The 21,380-nt window shown below is 41.0% G+C and carries 23 protein-coding genes and 1 other annotated feature; of the genes, 15 read left to right on the forward strand and 8 right to left on the reverse strand.

Annotated features, from left to right (window positions below; genetic code table 11):
- Nucleotides 1-11: 11 nt before the first annotated feature.
- From RV00_RS14170 to efaA, 4 genes are all read left to right on the forward strand, one after another.
- Complete coding sequence (locus RV00_RS14170; protein WP_071863209.1) at nucleotides 12-1,118, forward strand: lactate oxidase; 1,107 nt, start codon at nucleotides 12-14, stop codon at nucleotides 1,116-1,118.
- Nucleotides 1,119-1,261: 143 nt separating this feature from the next.
- Entirely contained in the window at nucleotides 1,262-2,011 is a 750-nt protein-coding gene (locus RV00_RS14175) for a metal ABC transporter ATP-binding protein (RefSeq protein ID WP_071863210.1), read from the forward strand.
- Complete coding sequence (locus tag RV00_RS14180; RefSeq protein ID WP_071863211.1) at nucleotides 2,001-2,855, forward strand: metal ABC transporter permease; 855 nt, start codon at nucleotides 2,001-2,003, stop codon at nucleotides 2,853-2,855. The genes RV00_RS14175 and RV00_RS14180 overlap by 11 nt, the downstream gene beginning before the upstream one ends.
- Nucleotides 2,845-3,774: an Mn/Fe ABC transporter substrate-binding lipoprotein EfaA gene (gene efaA / locus RV00_RS14185; protein ID WP_071863212.1), complete on the forward strand. Its 930-nt coding sequence runs from the start codon at nucleotides 2,845-2,847 to the stop codon at nucleotides 3,772-3,774. The genes RV00_RS14180 and efaA overlap by 11 nt, the downstream gene beginning before the upstream one ends.
- A gap of 99 nt (nucleotides 3,775-3,873) precedes the next feature.
- Here the strand turns inward: efaA and sdaAA are convergent, their stop codons facing one another.
- Both sdaAA and sdaAB read right to left on the reverse strand, forming a co-directional pair.
- Nucleotides 3,874-4,758, reverse strand: coding sequence for an L-serine ammonia-lyase, iron-sulfur-dependent, subunit alpha (gene sdaAA / locus RV00_RS14190; protein ID WP_071863213.1), 885 nt, complete (start codon nucleotides 4,756-4,758; stop codon nucleotides 3,874-3,876).
- A 45-nt stretch (nucleotides 4,759-4,803) separates the two neighbouring features.
- Nucleotides 4,804-5,478 carry an L-serine ammonia-lyase, iron-sulfur-dependent subunit beta gene (sdaAB, locus tag RV00_RS14195; RefSeq protein ID WP_071863214.1) on the reverse strand — a complete coding sequence of 225 codons (675 nt, stop codon included), beginning with the start codon at nucleotides 5,476-5,478 and terminating at the stop codon, nucleotides 4,804-4,806.
- A 297-nt stretch (nucleotides 5,479-5,775) separates the two neighbouring features.
- Between sdaAB and rplK the strand changes: the two genes are divergently transcribed.
- The 4 genes from rplK (at nucleotide 5,776) to rplL (ending at nucleotide 8,143) form a co-directional block, all read left to right on the forward strand.
- Nucleotides 5,776-6,198 (forward strand): 50S ribosomal protein L11, encoded by a 423-nt coding sequence (gene rplK, locus RV00_RS14200; RefSeq protein WP_010781347.1) that lies wholly within the window; start codon nucleotides 5,776-5,778, stop codon nucleotides 6,196-6,198.
- Between the two features lie 103 nt (nucleotides 6,199-6,301).
- Nucleotides 6,302-6,991, forward strand: coding sequence for a 50S ribosomal protein L1 (rplA, locus tag RV00_RS14205; protein ID WP_071863215.1), 690 nt, complete (start codon nucleotides 6,302-6,304; stop codon nucleotides 6,989-6,991).
- Nucleotides 6,992-7,048: 57 nt separating this feature from the next.
- Nucleotides 7,049-7,175: a sequence feature (ribosomal protein L10 leader region), on the forward strand.
- Between the two features lie 44 nt (nucleotides 7,176-7,219).
- On the forward strand, nucleotides 7,220-7,720 hold the full coding sequence (gene rplJ / locus RV00_RS14210) for a 50S ribosomal protein L10 (RefSeq protein ID WP_071863216.1): 501 nt from the start codon (nucleotides 7,220-7,222) through the stop codon (nucleotides 7,718-7,720).
- A 54-nt stretch (nucleotides 7,721-7,774) separates the two neighbouring features.
- On the forward strand, nucleotides 7,775-8,143 hold the full coding sequence (gene rplL, locus RV00_RS14215) for a 50S ribosomal protein L7/L12 (RefSeq protein WP_071863217.1): 369 nt from the start codon (nucleotides 7,775-7,777) through the stop codon (nucleotides 8,141-8,143).
- A 113-nt stretch (nucleotides 8,144-8,256) separates the two neighbouring features.
- Here rplL and RV00_RS14220 read toward each other — a convergent pair whose 3' ends face one another.
- Nucleotides 8,257-8,895: a hypothetical protein gene (locus tag RV00_RS14220; protein WP_071863218.1), complete on the reverse strand. Its 639-nt coding sequence runs from the start codon at nucleotides 8,893-8,895 to the stop codon at nucleotides 8,257-8,259.
- A gap of 182 nt (nucleotides 8,896-9,077) precedes the next feature.
- On the opposite strand from RV00_RS14220, the gene RV00_RS14225 reads away from it, so the two are divergent.
- On the forward strand, nucleotides 9,078-9,479 hold the full coding sequence (locus RV00_RS14225) for an organic hydroperoxide resistance protein (protein ID WP_071863219.1): 402 nt from the start codon (nucleotides 9,078-9,080) through the stop codon (nucleotides 9,477-9,479).
- A 234-nt stretch (nucleotides 9,480-9,713) separates the two neighbouring features.
- A complete protein-coding gene (locus RV00_RS14230) occupies nucleotides 9,714-10,367 on the forward strand; it encodes an MIP/aquaporin family protein (protein WP_376783277.1) in 654 nt (217 codons plus the stop codon).
- A gap of 94 nt (nucleotides 10,368-10,461) precedes the next feature.
- Here RV00_RS14230 and RV00_RS14235 read toward each other — a convergent pair whose 3' ends face one another.
- Entirely contained in the window at nucleotides 10,462-11,796 is a 1,335-nt protein-coding gene (locus tag RV00_RS14235; protein ID WP_071863220.1) for an amino acid permease, read from the reverse strand.
- A 456-nt stretch (nucleotides 11,797-12,252) separates the two neighbouring features.
- Here RV00_RS14235 and RV00_RS14240 point away from each other — a divergent pair, with 456 nt between their 5' ends.
- Complete coding sequence (locus tag RV00_RS14240) at nucleotides 12,253-12,495, forward strand: GlsB/YeaQ/YmgE family stress response membrane protein (RefSeq protein WP_071863221.1); 243 nt, start codon at nucleotides 12,253-12,255, stop codon at nucleotides 12,493-12,495.
- 38 nt (nucleotides 12,496-12,533) lie between these two features.
- Here the strand turns inward: RV00_RS14240 and RV00_RS14245 are convergent, their stop codons facing one another.
- The gene (locus RV00_RS14245; protein WP_071863222.1) at nucleotides 12,534-13,475 is read right to left on the reverse strand and encodes a 2-dehydropantoate 2-reductase; all 942 of its coding nucleotides are present in this window, start codon (nucleotides 13,473-13,475) and stop codon (nucleotides 12,534-12,536) included.
- 192 nt (nucleotides 13,476-13,667) lie between these two features.
- Here RV00_RS14245 and RV00_RS14250 point away from each other — a divergent pair, with 192 nt between their 5' ends.
- The 3 genes from RV00_RS14250 (at nucleotide 13,668) to RV00_RS14260 (ending at nucleotide 17,659) form a co-directional block, all read left to right on the forward strand.
- Entirely contained in the window at nucleotides 13,668-14,726 is a 1,059-nt protein-coding gene (locus tag RV00_RS14250; protein WP_071863223.1) for a DUF871 domain-containing protein, read from the forward strand.
- Nucleotides 14,719-15,609: an N-acetylmuramic acid 6-phosphate etherase gene (murQ, locus tag RV00_RS14255; RefSeq protein WP_071863224.1), complete on the forward strand. Its 891-nt coding sequence runs from the start codon at nucleotides 14,719-14,721 to the stop codon at nucleotides 15,607-15,609. The genes RV00_RS14250 and murQ overlap by 8 nt, the downstream gene beginning before the upstream one ends.
- Before the next feature lie 94 nt (nucleotides 15,610-15,703).
- The gene (locus tag RV00_RS14260) at nucleotides 15,704-17,659 is read left to right on the forward strand and encodes a glucose PTS transporter subunit IIA (RefSeq protein ID WP_071863225.1); all 1,956 of its coding nucleotides are present in this window, start codon (nucleotides 15,704-15,706) and stop codon (nucleotides 17,657-17,659) included.
- A gap of 91 nt (nucleotides 17,660-17,750) precedes the next feature.
- Here RV00_RS14260 and RV00_RS14265 read toward each other — a convergent pair whose 3' ends face one another.
- Nucleotides 17,751-18,602: a MurR/RpiR family transcriptional regulator gene (locus tag RV00_RS14265; RefSeq protein WP_071863226.1), complete on the reverse strand. Its 852-nt coding sequence runs from the start codon at nucleotides 18,600-18,602 to the stop codon at nucleotides 17,751-17,753.
- A gap of 196 nt (nucleotides 18,603-18,798) precedes the next feature.
- Here RV00_RS14265 and RV00_RS14270 point away from each other — a divergent pair, with 196 nt between their 5' ends.
- Entirely contained in the window at nucleotides 18,799-19,434 is a 636-nt protein-coding gene (locus tag RV00_RS14270; protein ID WP_071863227.1) for a VTT domain-containing protein, read from the forward strand.
- 47 nt (nucleotides 19,435-19,481) lie between these two features.
- Here RV00_RS14270 and RV00_RS14275 read toward each other — a convergent pair whose 3' ends face one another.
- On the reverse strand, nucleotides 19,482-20,273 hold the full coding sequence (locus tag RV00_RS14275; protein WP_084133310.1) for a metallophosphoesterase: 792 nt from the start codon (nucleotides 20,271-20,273) through the stop codon (nucleotides 19,482-19,484).
- Between the two features lie 84 nt (nucleotides 20,274-20,357).
- Nucleotides 20,358-21,365: a LacI family DNA-binding transcriptional regulator gene (locus RV00_RS14280; RefSeq protein WP_071863229.1), complete on the reverse strand. Its 1,008-nt coding sequence runs from the start codon at nucleotides 21,363-21,365 to the stop codon at nucleotides 20,358-20,360.
- Nucleotides 21,366-21,380 lie beyond the last annotated feature (15 nt).

A 21,380-nucleotide genomic window follows, 5' to 3' on the forward strand; every position in this document is an offset into this window, starting at 1 on the left:
AGGACTTTATCATGGCTTATCAAACAAGTAACGAAGAACATCCAGTTGAAATCGTAAATATCGCTTCATTAGAAGGACGCGTTAAAGAACGTATGGACAAAGGTGCGTTTGGTTATATTCGCGGCGGTTCAGAAGACGAATGGACAATGAAAGAAAATACTTCTTCATTTAATAATAAAACAATCATGCCTCGTGTCTTACGTGGTGTGGATCATGCAGACCTAAGCACAAAACTTTGGGATATCGAATTAGCAACACCAATTATCCAAGCACCATCTGCAGCTCAAGGTTTGGCTCACGAAAAAGGTGAAGCAGATACAGCAAAAGGTGTTGCCGAAGCGGGCTCAATCTTTTCAATCAGTACTTATGCAAATACAACCGTGGAAGATGCGGCTGCCACTGCACCTGAAGCACCACAATTTTTCCAAATCTACATGAGTAAAGATGATGGCTTCAACGAATTTATTTTAGACAAAGCTGTTAAAGCTGGGGCAAAAGCAATCATCCTAACTGCTGATTCAACCTTAGGCGGTTACCGTGAAGAAGATATCGTGAATAACTTCCAATTTCCACTTCCAATGCCGAACTTAGCTGCTTACAGCGAACAAAGCGCAAGTGGTGACGGCGAAGGAAAAGGGATCGCTGAAATTTATGCTGCAGCCAAACAAGGACTCGTTCCTGAAGATATCAAAAAGATCAAAGATTTAACAAATTTACCAGTCCTTGTCAAAGGAATTCAATCACCGGAAGACGCTGAAGTTGCCATCGCAGCTGGTGCTGACGGTATTTGGATCTCAAATCATGGCGGTCGTCAATTAGATGGTGGACCTGCATCATTTGATGTTTTACCGTTAATCGCAGGTGTCGTGAATAAACGTGTACCAATTATTTTTGATAGCGGCGTACGTCGTGGCGAACATGTTTTCAAAGCTTTAGCTAGCGGAGCAGATTTAGTAGCGATTGGTCGTCCAGTCATTTATGGCTTGAATCTTGGTGGAGCAGCCGGCGTGAAGTCTGTCTTTGATCATTTGAACAAAGAACTTTCTATCACAATGCAGCTTGCGGGAACAAGAACCATCGAAGAAGTAAAAAATACAAAATTAAACGACGCAAAATAGTTTTAAATAATTAACGTGAAGCTTCCACAAGAAATATTTCTTGTGGAAGCTTTTTTTTTTTGCATTTTCCTTGCGTACGCTTTCTTTTTAGTTTATCATGAATAAAAAGTTAGGTAAGCCTAAAAAGAAAAGTGGGATGTTTAATGGAAACGATTCGAGTAAAAGATTTAACCGTTGCCTATCGCGGAAAAATCGCTTTGAAAAAAGTCAATGTCACGTTATCGCCAGGTAAACTAACCGGTATCGTCGGGCCAAACGGTGCGGGAAAGTCAACATTGATGAAAGGTATTTTGGAGTTGGTTCCGACACAATCAGGAACGATTTTGTATGGAGCGGACAAACTAAAAAAGCAGCGCAAGAAAATTGCTTACGTGGAACAAAGACAAGATATCGATCTAAGTTTCCCGATTGATGTTTTTGGCGTAGTTCTATTTGGAACCTATCCTCATTTAAAACTATTTCAACGACCAGGAAAAAAGGAAAAAGCTTTCGCCTCAGACTGTTTAGCAAAAGTTGGCTTGTCCGAATTTGCCGAGCGTCAAATCAGTGAGCTATCTGGTGGGCAATTACAGCGTGTCTTCATTGCACGAGCATTAGCACAACAGGCTGAATGGATTTTATTAGATGAGCCCTTTGCTGGGATCGATGCGACGAGCGAGAAAATCATTATCGAACTGCTGAAAGAACTGAGGGATGAAGGGAAATCGATCGTGATCGTACATCATGATTTACACAAAGTAACGGATTACTTTGATGAAGTGATCTTGCTAAACAAAGGATTGATTGCTTCAGGACCAGTGAATCAGACATACACGACCAAAAATATGGAAAAAACTTATGGGTCAGAAATTACTCAAATGTTACAGCTAGGAGGTGTTGAACGTGCTTCATGAGTTCATTCAAGGCTTGACGAATTATCAATTTTTACAAAATGCATTGATTACTTCGATCATGGTGGGAATTTCCGCCGGTGTGATCGGTTCATTTATCATTTTGCGAGGAATGTCCTTGATGGGAGACGCAATCTCCCATGCGGTTTTACCTGGTGTTGCGATCTCGTATATGCTGGGTAGCAGCTACATTATTGGTGCAACGTTTTTCGGGATTGTCTCAGCGGGGTTAATCGGATTCGTTGGAAAACATAGTCGCTTGAAAAACGATACGGCGATCGGAATAGTTTTCAGTTCCTTCTTTGCGTTAGGAATTATTTTGATTTCCTTCGCTCGCAGTGCGACGGATTTGTATCACATTTTGTTCGGGAATGTTTTGGCCGTTCGCGATTCGGATATGTATTTAACCGCGATTGTCATGGGAATTGTGGTACTGGCGGTTTTACTATTTTACAAGCAGTTGAAATTGACCTCTTTTGCTCCGACAATGGCGCAGTCTTATGGGTGGAATATTAGCTTGATTAATTATGGACTGATGTTCTTACTGACGTTAGTAGCGGTCACTTCTTTACAAACCGTTGGAACGATCCTGGTCATTGCTATGCTGATTACACCGGCGGCTACCGCCTATCAATTGACCAATAAGCTTTCTGTGATGGTGGGATTATCAACGCTATTCGGGGTATTGAGTGCCATCATCGGGTTATATTTTAGTTATAGTTACAATTTGCCTTCTGGTGCGACAATTGTTATGGCGGCAGCGATCTTTTTCATCGCCGCTTTCCTATTTTCGCCTACCAAGGGCTTGATTCAACAACTAAGAAAGGAGCAATTAAATGAAGCATAAAAAAATAATTTTTGTCGGGATTTTAAGCTTGTTGTTATTGGCAGGCTGCGGAACAAAGGATGAAGAAAACGCAGCGTCAGACGATTCTAAAAAGACAAGTGTAGTTGCAACAAACTCAATTATTGCAGATATGGTCAAAGAAGTGGGGGCTGATCAAGTCAGTGTCAAAAGCCTTGTGCCAGTTGGGACAGACCCCCACGAGTATGAACCTTTGCCTGAAGACATCAAGCAGGCTAGTGAAGCAGACATTGTCTTTTATAACGGGCTCAATTTAGAAACGGGAAACGGTTGGTTTAATAAATTGATGGAAACAGCGGATAAGAAAGAAAATGAAGATTACTTTGCGGTCAGCAAGGAAGTTGAACCGATTCACTTAACCGGTAATACGAAGCAAGAAGATCCCCACGCTTGGTTGAATATTTCCAATGGAATCGTGTATGTTAAAGAAATCCAACACGTGTTAAGTGAAAAAGACCCAGAGAACAAAGACCATTATCAGAAAAATGCAGAAGCTTATATTAAGCAATTAGAAGAGCTGGATACGACAGCAAAAGATGCGTTTGCTGACATTCCAGATGAGAAAAAATTGTTGGTTACCAGCGAAGGGGCTTTTAAATATTTTTCTAAGGCCTATGATTTAACTGCTGCTTATATTTGGGAAATCAATACGGAAAGTCAAGGAACACCAGAGCAAATGAAACAAGTAGTTGAAAAAGTTCGTGCGTCGAAGGTACCATCATTATTTGTCGAAACGAGTGTGGATAAACGGAGTATGGAACGACTTTCAAAAGAAGTTGATCTGCCGATTTATAGCGAGCTGTATACCGATTCGTTGGCCAAAAAAGGGGAGCCAGGGGATAGCTATTATAAAATGATGAAATGGAATCTAGAAAAGATCCATGAAGGTTTGATGGAATAAGAAAAAACAGCTGGATTTCCAGCTGCTTTTTACGGTTAAACGGTGGGCCAGAAGTAGCTTCTTCGGAACTAAGTGGAACACTTCTAACCCAACCTCTTATTAAACGGTTGCTTTTTCTGGTTCGCCAAAGACTTGACGTTTCAAGCGTAAACCAGTAGGAGTTGTTGCTACGCCGCCTTCAGCGGTTTCTTTAAAGATCTGAGGCATCGCGCGGCCTACTTTGTACATGGCTTCCACGACTTCATCTGGTGGGATGACACTGCGAATACCGGCAAGCGCCATATCGGCTGAGATGAAGGCTTGAGAAGCGCCCATCGCATTCCGTTTGACACAAGGAACCTCAACTAAGCCAGCCACTGGATCACAGATTAAGCCCATCACATTTTTTAAAGTGATCGCTAAAGCGTTTGAAGCCATTTCCGGTGTCCCACCGTTCGCGGCCACTAAAGCAGCTGCGGACATTGCGCTAGCTGAACCAACTTCGGCTTGACAGCCGCCTTCAGCCCCTGAGATAGAAGCATTATTGGCCATTACTAAACCAAATGCACCGGCAGTAAATAGAAAATCAAGTTGTTCTTCATGACTTAATTCCAATTTTTCCCGAGCCGCCATTAAGACCCCAGGTAAAACACCGGCACTACCAGCAGTTGGCGTCGCGCAAACCAAGCCCATTTTTGCGTTGACTTCGTTGACGGCGATCCCGTTACGTACGGCTTTCAAGATTGTTTCACCGCTCATAAATTTACCGCTTTCGATGTAGTCGTTCATTCGTTTCGCGTCGCCGCCAGTGATCTTCGTTACCGAAGTCACACCTTCGATGCCTTCTTCAATCGAACTTTCCATTACTTCTAAATTGCGTTCCATCAACGCAATGATTTCTTCCCGCGTACGATCCGTTAATTCCATTTCAGTTGCGATCATTAATTCGCCAACTGTCGGATAATCCTTTGCTTGTTCGACAAGCTCTTGGATTGTATAAAACATGCCAATTCCTCCAATCTATAATATAAAAATACGTTCATAGTCGATCTATTTGAAATAAGTCACACTCAAGACATCGTCTTCACACTTGATTTCCTGTCTCAATCCTTCTGGATCGTCTGGCGTATCATCGATTTCTAATAGTACGATGCCGTTTTCTCCCCGAGTTTTGCGGGTCATGGTTACTTTCCCGATATTCAAGCCATGCTTCATGAAAATAGTCGAAACACGTGAAAGTAAACCTGGGACGTCTTTATTAATAATGATATAGGTTGGATTGCCCATGCCTAATGAGATGCTGTAGCCGTTCATTTCCGTAATTTGGATATTTCCGCCGCCGATGGAAACACCTGTGATAGACATCTCAAGATCGCCTTTGATCATGCGCAAGGTCACTGTGTTAGGGTGATCGGCAATTTCTTTTTTAGGAACAAACAAAACTTCCATCCCTTGTTCGTGAGCGATTTTCAATGAATCGGATAAACGAGGGTCGTCTGGGTCCATCCCTAAAATACCACCGACTAAAGCAATGTCGGTCCCATGACCTCGGTACGTTTTGGCAAAAGATTCAAACAAGTCAAACTCAACTGAATCTGGTCGTTCACCAAAGATCATGCGGCAAACTTTTCCGATTCGCGCTGCACCCGCTGTATGCGAGCTGCTTGGGCCCACCATTACTGGACCAATAATGTCAAAAACACTTCGATATTTTAAAACTTCCATTATTTTAAACCTCCCTAATCTATCCGATGAAAATCCTCATCAATTCGATCATAGTGTAACATATACGCTTTCTGAAAAAAGTAAGATTAACAATTTATTTTGTTATTCTCATAGTAGTTAAAGAGATTGTGAAGTATTTTATTATTGTCAGAATTTTTAGTTTGAAAATAATTTCATCTTGCATTTAGCAAGAAACTCTGCTATGATACCAAAGTGTGTTTTGTTCACACGGTTTTAGTGGGAGGAGAAATTTTGATCTCCAATTAACCACATCACGGACCCAAGGAGGTATGTCTCGTGGCAAAGAAAGTAGAAAAATTAGTTAAACTGCAAATTCCTGCAGGGAAAGCAACTCCAGCTCCCCCAGTAGGTCCTGCACTAGGTCAAGCCGGTATCAACATCATGGGATTCACTAAAGAATTCAATGCTCGTACAGCTGATCAAGCAGGTTTAATCATCCCAGTTGTGATTTCTGTATATGAAGACCGTTCATTTACATTCATCACAAAAACACCACCAGCTGCAGTATTATTGAAAAAAGCTGCTAACGTGGAAAAAGGTTCAGGCGAACCAAACAAAACTAAAGTTGCAAAAGTTACTAGCGATCAAGTAAAAGAAATCGCTGAGTTGAAAATGCAAGACCTAAACGCTGCTAACGTTGAGTCAGCAATGCGCATGGTTGAAGGAACTGCACGAAGCATGGGAATCACTGTCGAATAAGTTTCGACACCCCAAGAAAGTAGCTTCTCAGTTGGCTCCCTATCTAAAGATACGGAACACGTGGGAGGTTCTACCGTTATAACCACATCAAGGAGGAAACAAAATGGCTAAAAAGAGCAAAAAAATGCAAGATGCATTAAAAAAAGTTGATGCAACAAAAGCTTACCCAGTTGCGGAAGCAGTAGCATTAGCAAAAGAAATTAACTTCGCAAAATTTGACGCAACGGTTGAAGTTGCTTACAAATTAAGCGTTGATCCTAAAAAAGCAGACCAACAAATCCGTGGAGCAGTTGTGCTTCCAAACGGAACTGGTAAAACACAAACTGTTTTAGTATTCGCTAAAGGCGAAAAAGCAAAAGAAGCAGAAGCTGCTGGCGCTGATTTCGTTGGCGACGACGACATGGTTGCAAAAATCCAAGGTGGATGGTTCGACTTTGACGTTGTTGTAGCGACACCTGACATGATGGCTACAGTTGGTAAATTAGGTCGTGTGCTTGGACCAAAAGGTTTAATGCCTAACCCTAAAACTGGTACTGTAACGATGGATGTTACAAAAGCGGTTGAAGAAGTTAAAGCTGGTAAAGTAACTTACCGTGTTGATAAAGCTGGTAACGTTCATGTACCAATCGGTAAAGTATCATTCGATGATGCTAAATTGGTTGAAAACTTTAACACAATCAACGAAACTTTAGTAAAAGCAAAACCTGCAACTGCTAAAGGTCAATACATCAAAAACATTTCAATGACTACAACATTTGGACCTGGTATCCATGTTGAACAAACTGCTATCTAAATTTATTTTTAGAATAGTGCTTGACTTGACTAACTTATCTATGGTAAGTTAGTCAAGGTTAATTTATTAACTGTACCGAAGACAGTAGGTGGCGTAAGTCTTAATTTCCTACCGAGGACGTTTATTGAGAACATTCAATAGTCCCTCTATGTCTACGGTGGCATAGGGTATTTTTTTGCTTCGAGCGAAAAAATTCTCTTCCATCAAAATCAGGAGGTGAAATATATAATGAGTGAAGTAGCAATCGCTAAAAAAGCCGCTATTGTTGAAGAAGTCACTGAAAAATTCAGCGCAGCAGCTTCAGCCGTTATCGTTGACTATCGTGGTCTTACTGTAGAACAAGTGACTGAACTACGTAAACAATTACGTGACGCTAACGTTGAAATGAAAGTTATCAAAAATTCTATCTTGGTTCGTGCCGCTGAAAAAGCTGGCTTGAACGGATTAGAAGAAGTATTTTCAGGACCTACTGCTGTTGCATTTAGTAATGAGGATGTAGTTGCTCCAGCTAAAATTATCGACGAGTTCGCTAAAACAGCTGATAAACTAGAAATCAAAGGCGGTATCATTGAAGGAAAAGTAGCTTCTATCGAAGAAATTACTGCTCTTGCAAAACTACCGAACCGCGATGGACTTCTTTCTATGCTATTATCTGTTCTTCAAGCGCCAGTCCGCAACGTGGCTTACGCTGTGAAAGCAGTCGCAGAAAAAGAAGACGAAGTAGCTTAATCGCTGCATAATATATAAAAAATAAAAAACTTACCTAAACGGAGGAAACTTAAAATGGCATTAAACATTGAAAACATTGTTGAAGAGCTTAAAGGCGCAACAATCTTAGAATTAAACGACTTAGTTAAAGCTATCGAAGACGAATTTGGCGTAACTGCTGCTGCTCCTGTAGCTGCTGCTGGTGCTGCTGCTGGACCTGCTGCTGAAGAACAAACAGAATTTACTGTTGAATTAACAGCTGTCGGCGACCAAAAAGTTAAAGTTATCAAAGCAGTTCGTGAAGCAACTGGCTTAGGCTTGAAAGAAGCTAAAGCTGTAGTTGATGGCGCTCCTGCACCAGTTAAAGAAGACGTTTCTAAAGACGACGCTGAAGCATTAAAAGCTGCTTTAGAAGAAGTTGGCGCAACAGTAACAGTAAAATAATCACTTTTGATTATTCAACCGGAGATCTGATTTCAGATCTCCGGTTTTTTGTCTTACATTCTCAAAATAAAAAAAGCCAAACAGCAAGTTGTTTGGCTTAAGGATACATCCCTTTATTGTAAGACTTCGATCATGACATCTTGCTGATCCTCGGGAACATTTCCCGCATAATTTGGCGTAGCTAAGGATAATCCACCTTGTTTATTATGGAAGAGATACAATTCGTTCGCTTGTTGATTTGAAATGGTCGGACCGGAAATCTGACCGCCGATCACAAGCTGCGTGCTTACTTGAACAGTTCGAATGTCATTATTGTTAGCGGAGAATACCCGAATCGTTTTGACTGGAACATTTTGCATCGAGAAAGCATAGACGGTTGCTTGGCTCGTTCCGCCATCGAACGTTAGTTGGTTGGAATTTGTATTGATATTGATAGAATCGGGAACGTTCATGCCGGTAAAATAAAAGGTTGCATAACCACCTAATTCATTTTGTGATACTGTATCAGTTGCTGGCTCTTGGCTTGAATCAGCAGTACTAGAAGGGGTGGTGCTAACTGGTTCATCTGTAGTTGTTTGACTGATCGTATCAGATGTTTCCGAAGTAGTGGAACTCGTCGTTTCTGACGTAACGATCGTTGAGGAGACAGAGTTTGATTGTTTTGACTTATTGGTTGAATTATCAGGTGAGTCCTGTTTGCATCCGGTCAATAGAAGGGATGCCATAATGCAGGCAAAAATAATTTTTTTCATTAGTAATCACTCCCTTATACATAGTATATCAAAAAAATGTAATTGTAGTTGCTTTCACAATCGTTTGTTACAACTTTAGCTTGTCTCGTTTGACAGATTTTGGTCCTGTGAGCAGTTTCATTGAAATCTCCCCCGAAACAGCCTACACTTATAATCAGTAAGTAGGAAAGGAATGAGGATTTTTGAAGAAAATGTATGAGACAGCTATGATTAATCATGGTGGACGTAATGGGGATGTTCAAGCGCCAAATGGTAGTATGAAAATGAAGATTGAGCCACCTTCAATTCATTCAGAGGGGACGAATCCTGAGCAATTATTTGCGGCTGGCTATGCCTCTTGTTTCAATGGTGCAGTACATCATATGCTGAAAGAACATAATATTGAGTCGGATGCTGAAGTAAAAGCTCGTGTTTCTTTATATCAATTAGAAGATGGCGGCTATCAAATCGGCGTTATCCTTGAAACATCATTACCAGGTGTGGAGAAGGAAGAAGCCCAGAAGATCGTTGAAGAAGCTCATGAATTTTGTCCTTATTCAAAAGCAACTCGCGGCAATATCGATGTTGAAGTTGAATTGGTTTAGTTGTTAGTATCGTTGAAATAACATAAGTACTCTTCTTTCATTTTCTTTCACTAAGAGTGTAAAGAAATGAAAGAAGAGTTTTTTGCGTTTTGATAACGATCTTTATTTAAAAAAATATTTCTTATAAATAATAAAAGAAAGAGAAAAATAAGAGGGATGGGTTATTGCTTTACAAAAAAAAGCTATTTAAATAAAATGATTATTCAAATATTTATTGAAGGAAGTTGGATGAAAATGAAGAAATATGTAGCGGAATTTCTAGGTACCTTTATGCTAGTTTTTCTAGGAACTGGTACAGTAGTTGTTGCTAAAGGTGGCACCTTAACAATTGGTTTAGCCTTTGGTTTGGCAATTACGATCATGGCTTATGCCGTAGGCGGTATTTCTGGTGGGAACTTTAACCCAGGTGTCTCAGTTGCTATGATGATCAATAAACGTTTATCAGTTAAGGATGGCATTTTTTACATTATCGCTCAAGCGTTAGGTTCAATTGTTGCTTCAGCAATTTTATCTGTTTATATTCATGCACTAAAATTACCTAGCGATGGTTTTGGACAAAATGACTTTCCTAACATCAGTGCGGCTCAAGCCTTTGGTGTTGAAACATTGATCACTTTCTTATTTGTTTTTGTTATCTTGATGGTAACAAGCACTAAATATGGAAATGCTACGATGGCTCCTGTAGCAATCGGTATTACATTAGCTTTCTTGATCATCGTTACGTTGAACTTGACAGGTGGATCATTGAATGCGGCACGTAGCTTAGGCCCTGCGATTTTTGCTGGTGGTACTGCGTTGTCTCATTACTGGGTCTACTTACTTGCACCAACTTTAGGTGCTGCAATCGCAGCCTTTGTTGCGAAATTCATGGGTAGCGAAGAAAAATAGTTTCATTTTGAAGGACGATCCTCTCGATCGTCTTTTTGTTTATTCAAAAAGAACGACCATTGCTTCCAGTTAAGGATCGCAATGGTCGTTCTTTTTAAGTATGTTCGGAAATTGTATCGACTTGTTTTTTACGATAGCTGAAGAAGATAATCAAATAGATTCCTGCAGTGAAAAGGGTGACCCCAATCGGGTTATTCATCAAAATACCAATGAAGATCAAGCCTAAAACAACGATCACCAAACCACTGAAGAAGCGTTCGATAAATGTTCCTTTCTTCAATGATAAAACAAATGCGGCGATACTAATCAGCATCCACGTCAATAAGACAGAGTAGGACAGGGAACCAACTAAATAGTTAAAGAGTTTATTGCCTAAGAAATAAGATAAGATGACGCCTAGATATAGAGTACCTGTACAAAACAGCACTGCTCGTTGTGGCACTTGGTGTTTGTTTAATGCAGCTAGTTTTGAAGTAAAGCCAGTATTTTCTTTGACTCTAAAATACAAGGTCCGGGATGAAGCATAAACACCGGAATTGATCGAAGAGAACAGCGCAAGTACGATTACGAAGTTGACGATATCTGTCGCAAAAGGAATGTTCATTTTCTCAAAAACCATGACGAAGGGACTAACATTCGTATGTGCCAAAGTATCCCAGCGATAGATAATTAATAGCAAGATCATCGGAATAATGTAAAAAGAAATGATCCGGCCCATAACGCCTTTGATGGCTTTGGGAATTGCTGTCTTAGGATCTTCTGTTTCGCTGACAGTAATGGCAATTAATTCTGAGCCACCATATGAATAAATCACGACTAATAGTGAATTAACTAATCCATTAAGTCCATGAGGGGTGAAGCCCCCATGGCTGTTCATACGAGAAATCGTATCGGTAAAACCGATATTGAAGATTTCATGACCAACAAGATATACACCAAAAGCGATTAAAATCATAATTACGGCAATTTTGATAAAAGCTAACCAGTATTCCGTTTCGGCAAATAACCGAACCGAATATAAATTGATCAGTGTGGTGAGCAGTGCCAAAATCAATACAAAGATCCACGAAGGAACGTGAGGAAACCACAGTTGCATAAAGCTAGCTGCTGCCACCGCTTCAGCAATGATATTGACCATCCATAAGGACCAATACAGCCAGTCGATAAAATCAGCCGTACGTTCACCGAGAAATGGTTTAATGATTCCGGATAAGCCTTGAACATTGTCGCTGTCTAACACTAAACGACCTAAGCCATTCATGACGATAAACAATACTAAGCCTCCCAACAGAAAAGCGAGGATAACAGAGGGGCCAGCGATTCCGATCGCTTCGCCGCTACCTTTAAACAAGCCTGCGCCGATTGCTCCTCCTAATGCTAACATCATAATATGTCGAGAAGTCATTTGTTTTTGTAATTTGTTTTCCATAAAGAGCCTCATTTCTAAATAGCAAGAATAGTTTGTAGATTTGAAATATTCTGATAATTATTTGTCAATAATACCAAAATATTCTGACAATTCAATCTTGCTGAAAATTTTATCATTCTATTTACATCATTTAACTATTATTCTCTCTTGATTGTTATTTTTAAATAAAAAAATAGGTGAAATTGAAGGTTTATTTGCGATGCTCTTGCCGCTGTAAAAAAGCAGAAATAGAAGGCTAAAAAAGATTCTAAGTCAAAAAGTTTGCTTTTCAAAAAATTCTTCAGTTAAGAAATTTCTGAAAATCGTTGTGAAAATACTGTGGTACCGCTGAAATTAGCCTTTTTTTATTGTAATCTTGTTATAACGAGGTCATTTTTGAGCAGAATAATAGAAAAAAATACGATTCATTAGTAACATAATAATGTAATTATCTTATATAGAAAGAGGGAGAAAAGAATGGGTTTATTATGGAGTTTAATCATTGGCGCAGTTATTGGTGCGATTGCCGGTGCAATTACAAAAAAAGGCGGCTCAATGGGCTGGATTGCTAACATCGTTGCTGGTTTAGTCGGTTCTGCACTTGGTCAAGCATTACTTGGCTCATGGGGGCCTAGCCTAGCTGGTATGGCGCTAGTTCCTTCTATTATTGGTGCTGTGATTGTTGTTGCAGTCGTTTCATTCTTTATTGGAAGAAAATAGCAATTATTGAAAATAAAAAAAGCGCCTAGGCGCTTTTTTTATTTTGCTTTAAGTAGTTCTTCCTTACCATGAATCAGTTGGGTCAAGAAAGCACAATAAGGCGTATTAATTCCAGCTAGTTGTCCTTTTCTCCAAACGGCTCCATTGATATAATCGATTTCCGTTTTACGCTGGTTGCGAATCAAATCCTGATACATCGAAGGAAAGTGTAGTCCCTGTGTTTGTGGGTCATAAGTAGCTTCGATGGCATCAATCATCTCTGAATGATCTAAATGAATCTGCTCTGCATCTGCCACAGCCGCAAACTCCGCAACGATTGCTTCAATCATTTCTCTAGCGACAGTCAATGATCCAAATTCGGCAATATTACAATCTAAAATCGTACATAAGCCGTTTAAGGTTCCATTGATACAGGCTTTTTTCCAAATGGAATAGCGCACATTTTGACTATAAATAGGGTTAAGCCGAGCGTTTTGAAAGACCTCTAACACTTCTAGCGTGAAAGCCTTGCCGCTTGGTGCCAAATTCTCCATTTCAATGCTGCCGGAACCGACTAGCTTCGCATGCCCTGGCCCCGCTAAGCCAGCGGTCCAAGTCGTTGTACCAAAAATAATATTTTCCTTCGGTACAAATTTTGCCAGTGTCTCTTCATGTCCTAATCCATTCAATAAACAAAAAACAAAGGTCTTGCTGCCAATAATTGGCTGAATGTCATGAAACATTTGCTCCAACTGCATCGATTTTGTCAACGCTACAATCAGATCGACTGTTTCGTGTTCTTCGATGATTTCCTCCGGCGAATAAATCGGAAGTTGAGCCACGATTTTTCGATCATCAAATTCTCCAATCAATCCGTTCTTACGGATCGCTTCAATATGTTCAGGCCAGCGATCGATTAAGATGACTTCATTTCCGGTTTCGTGAAGCATCAAGCCAATCCGACTCCCCATTGCGCCTGCTCCAGCTATTGCAATTCTCATTTCTTTTTTCCCCTTTCAACTACCGTTTTAGTATAGCTAAAAACCTCTCAAAAAAAGAGTATTCTGCCTGTTAAAGAAATAACGTTTCATATGAAAAATAAAATAAATGAAATTATGTTGCAAAATTAATCTGTAGCGTTTATAATCGGTGCATAAAGTTGAAATGGTTTTCATTGATAAAGGAGGAGTCACATGTTTGGATTTTCTATTTTCTTAAACGAAGATGTATCCGTAGAAACAAGAGCCGCGATTGAAATGATGGCACAACATGGGTTCTCTGGAATTTTTACTTCATTACATATTCCAGAAGATGACGCGAAGCAATACCGCCAGCGCTTGACTGAGCTTGGCAAGATTGCGCAAACCCTTCAGCTTGAGTTGATGGTCGATATTTCTGGAGCAGCCTTAGATCGAGCGGGTTTTTCGTTTGAGCGCATCGATGAATTAAAAGCTTTAGGCGTTACCGGATTGCGGATGGATTATCATATCAGCAATCAGCAGATCGCTTTGCTTTCTCATGAAATCGCTATCGCTTTGAATGCCTCAACGATCACTGAAACAGATATTCAAGAATTGAAGGAAGCGGGAGCCCAGTTTGAAAGGCTTGAGGCATGGCACAATTATTATCCACGACCTGAAACGGGCCTTGACGCCGAGTGGTATCGCGAGAAAAATCAGTGGCTAAAAGCGAATGGTTTTACGATTCAAGGCTTTGTACCAGGTGATGAAAAATTACGGGGACCGCTTTATCAAGGTTTGCCAACATTAGAAGCGCATCGTGGTCTTCACCCGTTGGCAGCGGCAATCGATTTACTTCAAGATACAGGTCGTGTGTACATTGGTGACAGCGGCTTATCGACGGAAGTCTTAGAACAGTTTGCCCTTTATATAGAAGAGAAGACACTGAAATTACACGTAACCCCTTTGGATTCGCAGTTTACGTTTGTATCCGGCGACCATACCAACCGGCAAGACGAAGCCCGGGATGTGATTCGCAGCGCGGATGCGCGCTTCAGAAAAATCCCGCAGGTCACACCGTTACCGCTAACCGAACGAGCAGTCGGAGCTGTCACCATCGATAATGCGGATTATTTACGCTATATGGGGGAGATCCAAGTTGTGAAACGACCATTAGCGGCTGATCCGAAAGTCAATGTTGTCGGACAAGTAATCGAAAAAGATCGTCCCTTGATTCAACAGATCAAAGCGGGACAGAAATTTAGTTTAGAGAGTGTGGAAAAGAATGATTAATTTAGAAAACTTAACAACAGAACGTCGAAACGAAACAACCTTTGGGTTAGATGAAATGAGCGTGGCCCAAGCGGTTCATTTGATGAATCAAGAAGATCACAAGGTTCCTGATGCAGTAGCGGATCAATTACCGCAGATCGAAAAAGTAATTGAGGTGACGATTGCCGCATTCAAAAAGGACGGACGCTTGATTTATATGGGCGCTGGTACAAGTGGACGCTTAGGGGTTTTAGATGCAGCCGAATGTGTGCCAACTTTTGGAGTTGAACCAGAAATGGTCGTGGGCTTGATCGCCGGCGGAGAACAAGCAATGACTGTTGCCGTTGAAGGAGCAGAGGATAATGCTGAGCTTGGCGCACAAGATTTAAAGGATTTACACTTAACAGAAAATGATATGGTGATCGGGATCGCAGCTAGTGGTCGGACGCCTTATGTCATTGGCGGTTTAGACTACGCACGTTCTATTGGTGCAGCCACAGGGACAATTGCTTGTAATAAAGGTGCGGTAATCAGTCAGCATGCGGCCATGCCGATCGAAGTCGATTGTGGACCGGAATTTTTAACCGGCTCGACACGTTTGAAATCCGGTACAGCGCAAAAGTTGATCTTAAATATGATCTCAACCATCAGCATGATCGGGATCGGAAAAGTGTACAACAATTTGATGGTGGATGTGAAACCAACCAACGAAAAACTAGTGGAACGTTCAAAACGGATTATCATGCAAGCAACTGAAGCAGATTACGAAACAGCGGCCCGCTACTTTGACGAAGCGGAACAAAATGTTAAACTAGCGATCGTGATGATCTTGACCGATAGCACTAAAGACGAAGCAGCAGAAAAATTAATCCAAGCAGATGGATTTGTTAAAAAAACAATCTAAACAAGTATTCGACTAGCAGAGGTATTTGATCTGTTAGTTGAATAAAATTAAATAGTGAAATCGAATACAATATGATAGATAGGGAGAGAGTAAAATGGCAAAAGAAGAATTAACCTTGAATCAACTTGCTAAAGAGATTTACGAGGGTGCCGGTGGAATGGACAACGTTCAAAGCGTGGTTCACTGTATGACCCGTGTTCGAATGAGTGTGCGTGACGATGAAAAAGTCGATCAAGCAAAATTAAAAGCGATCCCAGGTGTCTTAGGAGTCGTCGATGATGAACAACTACAAGTCATCATCGGTCCAGGGAAAGTCAATAAGGTAGCAAAAGAAATGGTAGATATTGCTGGTGTTGGCCTTGGTGAAGAACTGCCTCACAGTTCTGGTAAAGACAAAGTCAATGCAAAAGCGGCGGAAATGAAAGCCGCTCAGAAAGCAAAACAAAAAAACTCTCCCTTTAAAGCTCTCTTAAAAGATATTTCAAATATTTTCGTGCCAATGATCCCAGCCTTTGTTGGATCAGGGTTAATTGCAGGGATTGCGGCGGTTTTAACAAACTTAGTGACAGCGGGCACTCTAGATGCTGGGACTTGGCAACAGTTTATCGACGTGATGAACATCATGAAAAATGGGATGTTCAGCTACTTAGTCATCTTTACCGGTGTGAATGCAGCGCAAGTATTCGGTGCGAACCCAACGCTTGGTGGGGTTATCGGTGCGGTTGTTACCTTGACTGGGATGAATCCGGAAGCGCCGTTGACAAACTTATTTACTGGTGATCCGTTAGCCGCTGGTCAAGGTGGAATCCTTGGCGTGATTTTTGCGGTTTGGTTGTTATCAATTGTTGAAAAGAAATTGCATCAAATTGTACCAGACGCGGTTGATATTATTATTACACCGATGCTTTCTTTATTAGTGATTGGTTTGCTAGAAATTTTCTTAATTATGCCATTAGCCGGCTTTATCTCTAACGGTATGGTTGGTGGAATCAACTGGGTCTTAGCAGTGGGCGGCGCCTTCTCTGGTTTTGTGTTAGGCGCATTATTCTTACCGATGGTTATGTTCGGTTTGCATCAGATTTTAACGCCAATTCATATTCAAATGATTAATGAAACAGGTAAAACAATGCTATTGCCAATCCTAGCGATGGCTGGCGCTGGTCAAGTCGGTGCCGCATTTGCTCTTTGGATTAAATTGCGTAAAGACAAAGAATTGACTGAAATGATCAAAGGCGCGTTGCCTGTCGGAATCTTAGGGATCGGCGAGCCATTGATTTACGGAGTAACTTTACCTTTAGGTCGTCCATTTATTACAGCGTGTATCGGCGGCGGGATCGGTGGTGCTGTGATCGGTGCTGTCGGCGGTGTTGGCGCGATTGCGATCGGCCCTTCTGGAGCTGCTTTGATTCCATTAATTGCGAACGGTCGTTGGTGGGGGTATGTCTTAGGATTACTTGCAGCATATGTAGGTGGATTTGTGGCTACTTATTTCTTTGGGATTCCTAAAGATAAATTAGCCGAACAAAAATTAGCAGAAGAAACAGTTGTTGAGCCCACGATGACGACAGTAGAACCAACCACTACGGCACACGCAACAGAAGTCTTTTCAGCAGTTGCCAAAGGTGCGGTTCATCCATTGGAAGAAGCAGCGGATCCGGTTTTTGCTGAAAAAATGATGGGTGAAGGCTACTTTATTGAGCCCACTGACGGAGCAATCTATGCGCCTGTTCGTGGAAAAGTCAGCACGATTTTCCCAACAAAACACGCGATTGGTATTACAACTGAGAGCGGGATGGAAGTCTTGTTGCACATGGGAATCAATACGGTTGAGCTTGATGGCAAGCCTTTTGATATCATGGTAAATGAAGGCCAGACTGTCACAGCCGATACAGAAGTGGCTAAGGTTGATTTAGATGCGATTAAAGCAGCCGGTAAAGGCACCTCGATGATGGTCTTAATCACTAACATGAATGAGATCGCAACCCACGTTTTAGAAAAAACGGGTCCGGTTCTAGCTTCTGAAGAAGTTTTCAAAGCGACAACCAAATAGCAGTCAAAAAGAGCGATGCCAACTTTTTGGCATCGCTCTTTTTATAAACTTAAACAAAGGGTCTGACCGTGATTGTCAGACCCTTTGTTTATTAAAAATATTTTTTGCGGTATTCTTGGACGATCGCACGAGTGCTGTAGATCTTTTCCGCATTTTCTTTGTTACGGCTGATGTAGACATAAAACAATAGATCGACGGTGATAAATTGCGCTAAAATCGAATCAGTCGCAGCACTTCGATAAGTCGCTTCAGTTGGGCGAGAGGTTTGCAAACAGACGTCGGAAAGCTTAGCTAAAGGATTTTGACCAAATTGAGTCAAGGTAATGATGGGAATACCTAAGTCTTTAGCCGTTTCAGCCAAAGCAATCAATTCAGAGGTCAACCCGGAATTAGAAACCAGCCAAATGACCGCTTCTTTTTCGTGGAGGACCAGTTGTGGCAAAATAGTATTATAATCTGGCTCGCTAATAATATTTTTTCCTAAGCGGCTCCATTTTTGAACAATATCCATCGCAGCTAGGTTTGAAGCTCCGATACCTAAGACATAGCAAAATTCTTTTTCCTCTAGTAATTTGCATGCTTCAATAAAATCTTTTTCGTTGAAGAGAGCGGTCGTTTCATCAATCGTGAAGCGAGCATTGCTAGCTAATTTATTTTTTAAGCTATGAAAGGGTTCATCGTGATCGACATCGCTGTATGTATTGTTGTTACGTTCTTGGATCGTTTCCGCAGAAAGTTCGATTTTAAGATCTGTCAAGCTGCTATAGCCCATTTTTTTAGAGAAACGCACAACAGTAGGGGCGCTAGTACCGGCGGCCTCGGCAATTTCATTGGCAGTCATACTGGACGCTTTTTCACTGTTTTCACGAATGAAGCCATAAATTTTTTTTTCAGCAGCTGACATTTCTCGCTGCATACTTTTCATGTGAGAAAGAACACTCATAAGCTACTCCTATTTTTTTATTGTGAAATCGAAGAATCAATATCTAAGGAAATCAGTGAATAGATATCGTAGATTCCTTTTTATTATACCATTTAATCAAGAAAATTATTTTTTTCTATAAGAACTTCCTCGAGGCTTTTATTTTTTTAGAAAAGTCGTATGATTGAAGAGAATCTTTTTTAAAGGAGTTTATTAAATGGCGTTGATTGATTTTATTTTGCACATTGATGCTCATATGGTGACGTTGGTTCACCAATATGGCGTAGGGATTTACCCGATTTTATTTGGGATCGTTTTTATTGAAACAGGGGTGGTTATTTTTCCTTTCTTGCCGGGAGATTCCTTTTTATTCGCGGCGGGAGCCTTAACTGCTCTAGGTGGAAATGTCTTACATTTACCGTATGTGATCGGGATCTGTGTGATTGCCGCCATCTTAGGCGATATGATGAATTATTGGATTGGACATACACTCGGAGTCAAGGCCTTGTATCACAGTCCGATTTCACGTTTTATTAAAGAGGATAAGGTTCGTGAAGCGGAAAACTTTTTCAATGAGCGAGGCAAATGGACGATTTTCTTAGGACGCTTTATGCCTTTTGTCCGGACCTTTATTCCTTTTATCGCCGGTTCTAGTAAAATGAACTGGAGGCTTTTCTCCAGCTTTAATGTTTTTGGCGCCATTGTCTGGGGGACCGTCGTGAGCTTGGCGGGTTATTTCTTAGGCAATATTCCGATTGTCAGTGAACATTTTTCGTTGATTATGCTAATGATTGTTTTCATTTCTTTAGTACCGATCATGATTCCTTACATTAAGCAAAAAATGCGGGCATAAAAAAGAGTTTGGAAGTTTTCCTGTGAAGGATCGCTTTCAAACTCTTTTTAAATATGAAAATATAAAATTTCGGGAATCACGCGAAAACGCAAGGGTGGCCCCGTTGTGCCTAACCCGGTATTCACTACAAGGCTAGTAGTGGCCGTCAATTTGTAAACTCCTTGATCGTAAGTTTTTGAGCCGAAATTTTTGTAAGTGAATAGCGGGAAGCGGATTTGCCCACCATGACTATGGCCGGCTAAGATCAAATCAAAATGAGAAAGCTCGGGCAATTGTTTCACTTGATCCGGCTCGTGGACCATCAGGATTGAGAAATAAGCTTTAACTGGTGTGACCGAGTAATCAGGGGTGCCTTCTTGACTATCATCAAATCCCGTCAGGCTCAGCTGATCTACCAGTGTACTTTGATTCGTAAGCAAAGTAAAACCGCCTGCTTCAAGCAAGTGACTAACGGCATTGCCGCCATTCGAACGATAGTCGTGATTACCAAGAATGGCCAATTTTCCTTTTGGTGCACGAATAGTTGCTAATTGTTGGCTGATTTCTTGGGTATCATGGGTTTGCCAATAATTATAATTTTCAATTAAATCGCCTGTAAATAAAACGATATCGGGTTCTGCTTGATTAAGTTTTGCCACGATTTTATCAAAGCGCTTAGGCGAATAAAAAGGCGAGAAGTGGCTATCGCTGATTTGAGCAATAGTCAGGCCCTTTTTCTTTCCTACTTCAACGCTCAATGCAGCGGAGTTCTTCGTTACTTTAAAATGTTTTACCACCAAACGATACGTTTGATAACGACAATAGAGTAAAGCTAGAATCATAAGAAACAGTACTAACATCCACGTCATCGCCTTTCAATTTTTTGCTAGTATAAACAAAATAACGACTTGCCTCAAGCTGGGCAAGTCGTTTTTAATGATTACTTAAATCGAACGAACTGTTTCTCGTTGAACTAAGTGATGCGGTACAACAAGTTGTACACCGCTAGATTGTTTTTGTTCGATCTGTTCCATGAGCTTTTGGGTTCCTAAACGTCCTAAATCCGAAATATCAATGTCGATCGTCGTTAAATAGGGATGGACCAGTGTCGCAAAAATCGAATTATTGAAACTAATCACAGATAAATCATCGGGAACCTTATAGCCATGTAGTGTTGCTAATTGGATCATTCGCAAGGCAAAGATATCATCAATTACGACAAGTGCTGTGGCACCAGTGGCCTTGATTACTTCCGGAAATTGAACGTAATCTTCCGGTTGCAGCATCGTCAATGGTTGATGGGTTGGAAGGCTCTGCAGCATCATGGCTTCCTGATAACCGAAATAACGCTCGAAGAAGATGACTTCTTGATTGACATTGGAGGCGAATAAAATATTTTTATGGCCTTTCTCAATCAAATGTTCTGTAGCTTGTTTACCTAATAATTGATTGTCATTATCCACGTAAATAATATCAGCTTCACGTTTGGCTGGCCGACCAATCAAAGTAAAAGGCACTTGGTTTTGAAAAAGATATTCCGAAACGGGATCATCTTTTTCTGAATACGCTAAAATAAAGCCATCAACTTGTTTTTGTCGATGCATACGAATGACATTTTCCAATAAAGTAGCACTGTTATCCGCCGAAGCCACCGCGGTAGTCACCTGAAATTCCGCTGCTGTCGCATTGACTGCGTTGAGCAGTTCTAAATAAAGGGGATTGCCTAAACGCTCCCGCGAATCCAACGGCGGTAAAATCACCCCTAAGGAGTTCGCCCGCTGTTTGCCTAGATTGCGAGCTGTTACATTCGGAAAATAACCCATGTCATCCATAATCTTACGGACGCGTTGCTTCGTTTCCGCTGAGATACTAGGATGATCATTGATTACACGTGAGACAGTCGAAGGAGAGACTTTCGCTTTTTTTGCCACGTCTTTTACGGTTGCTGTCATTTTCTGCTCTCCTTT

It is taken from the genome of Enterococcus devriesei (genome assembly GCF_001885905.1).
Classification (GTDB): domain Bacteria; phylum Bacillota; class Bacilli; order Lactobacillales; family Enterococcaceae; genus Enterococcus_A; species Enterococcus_A devriesei.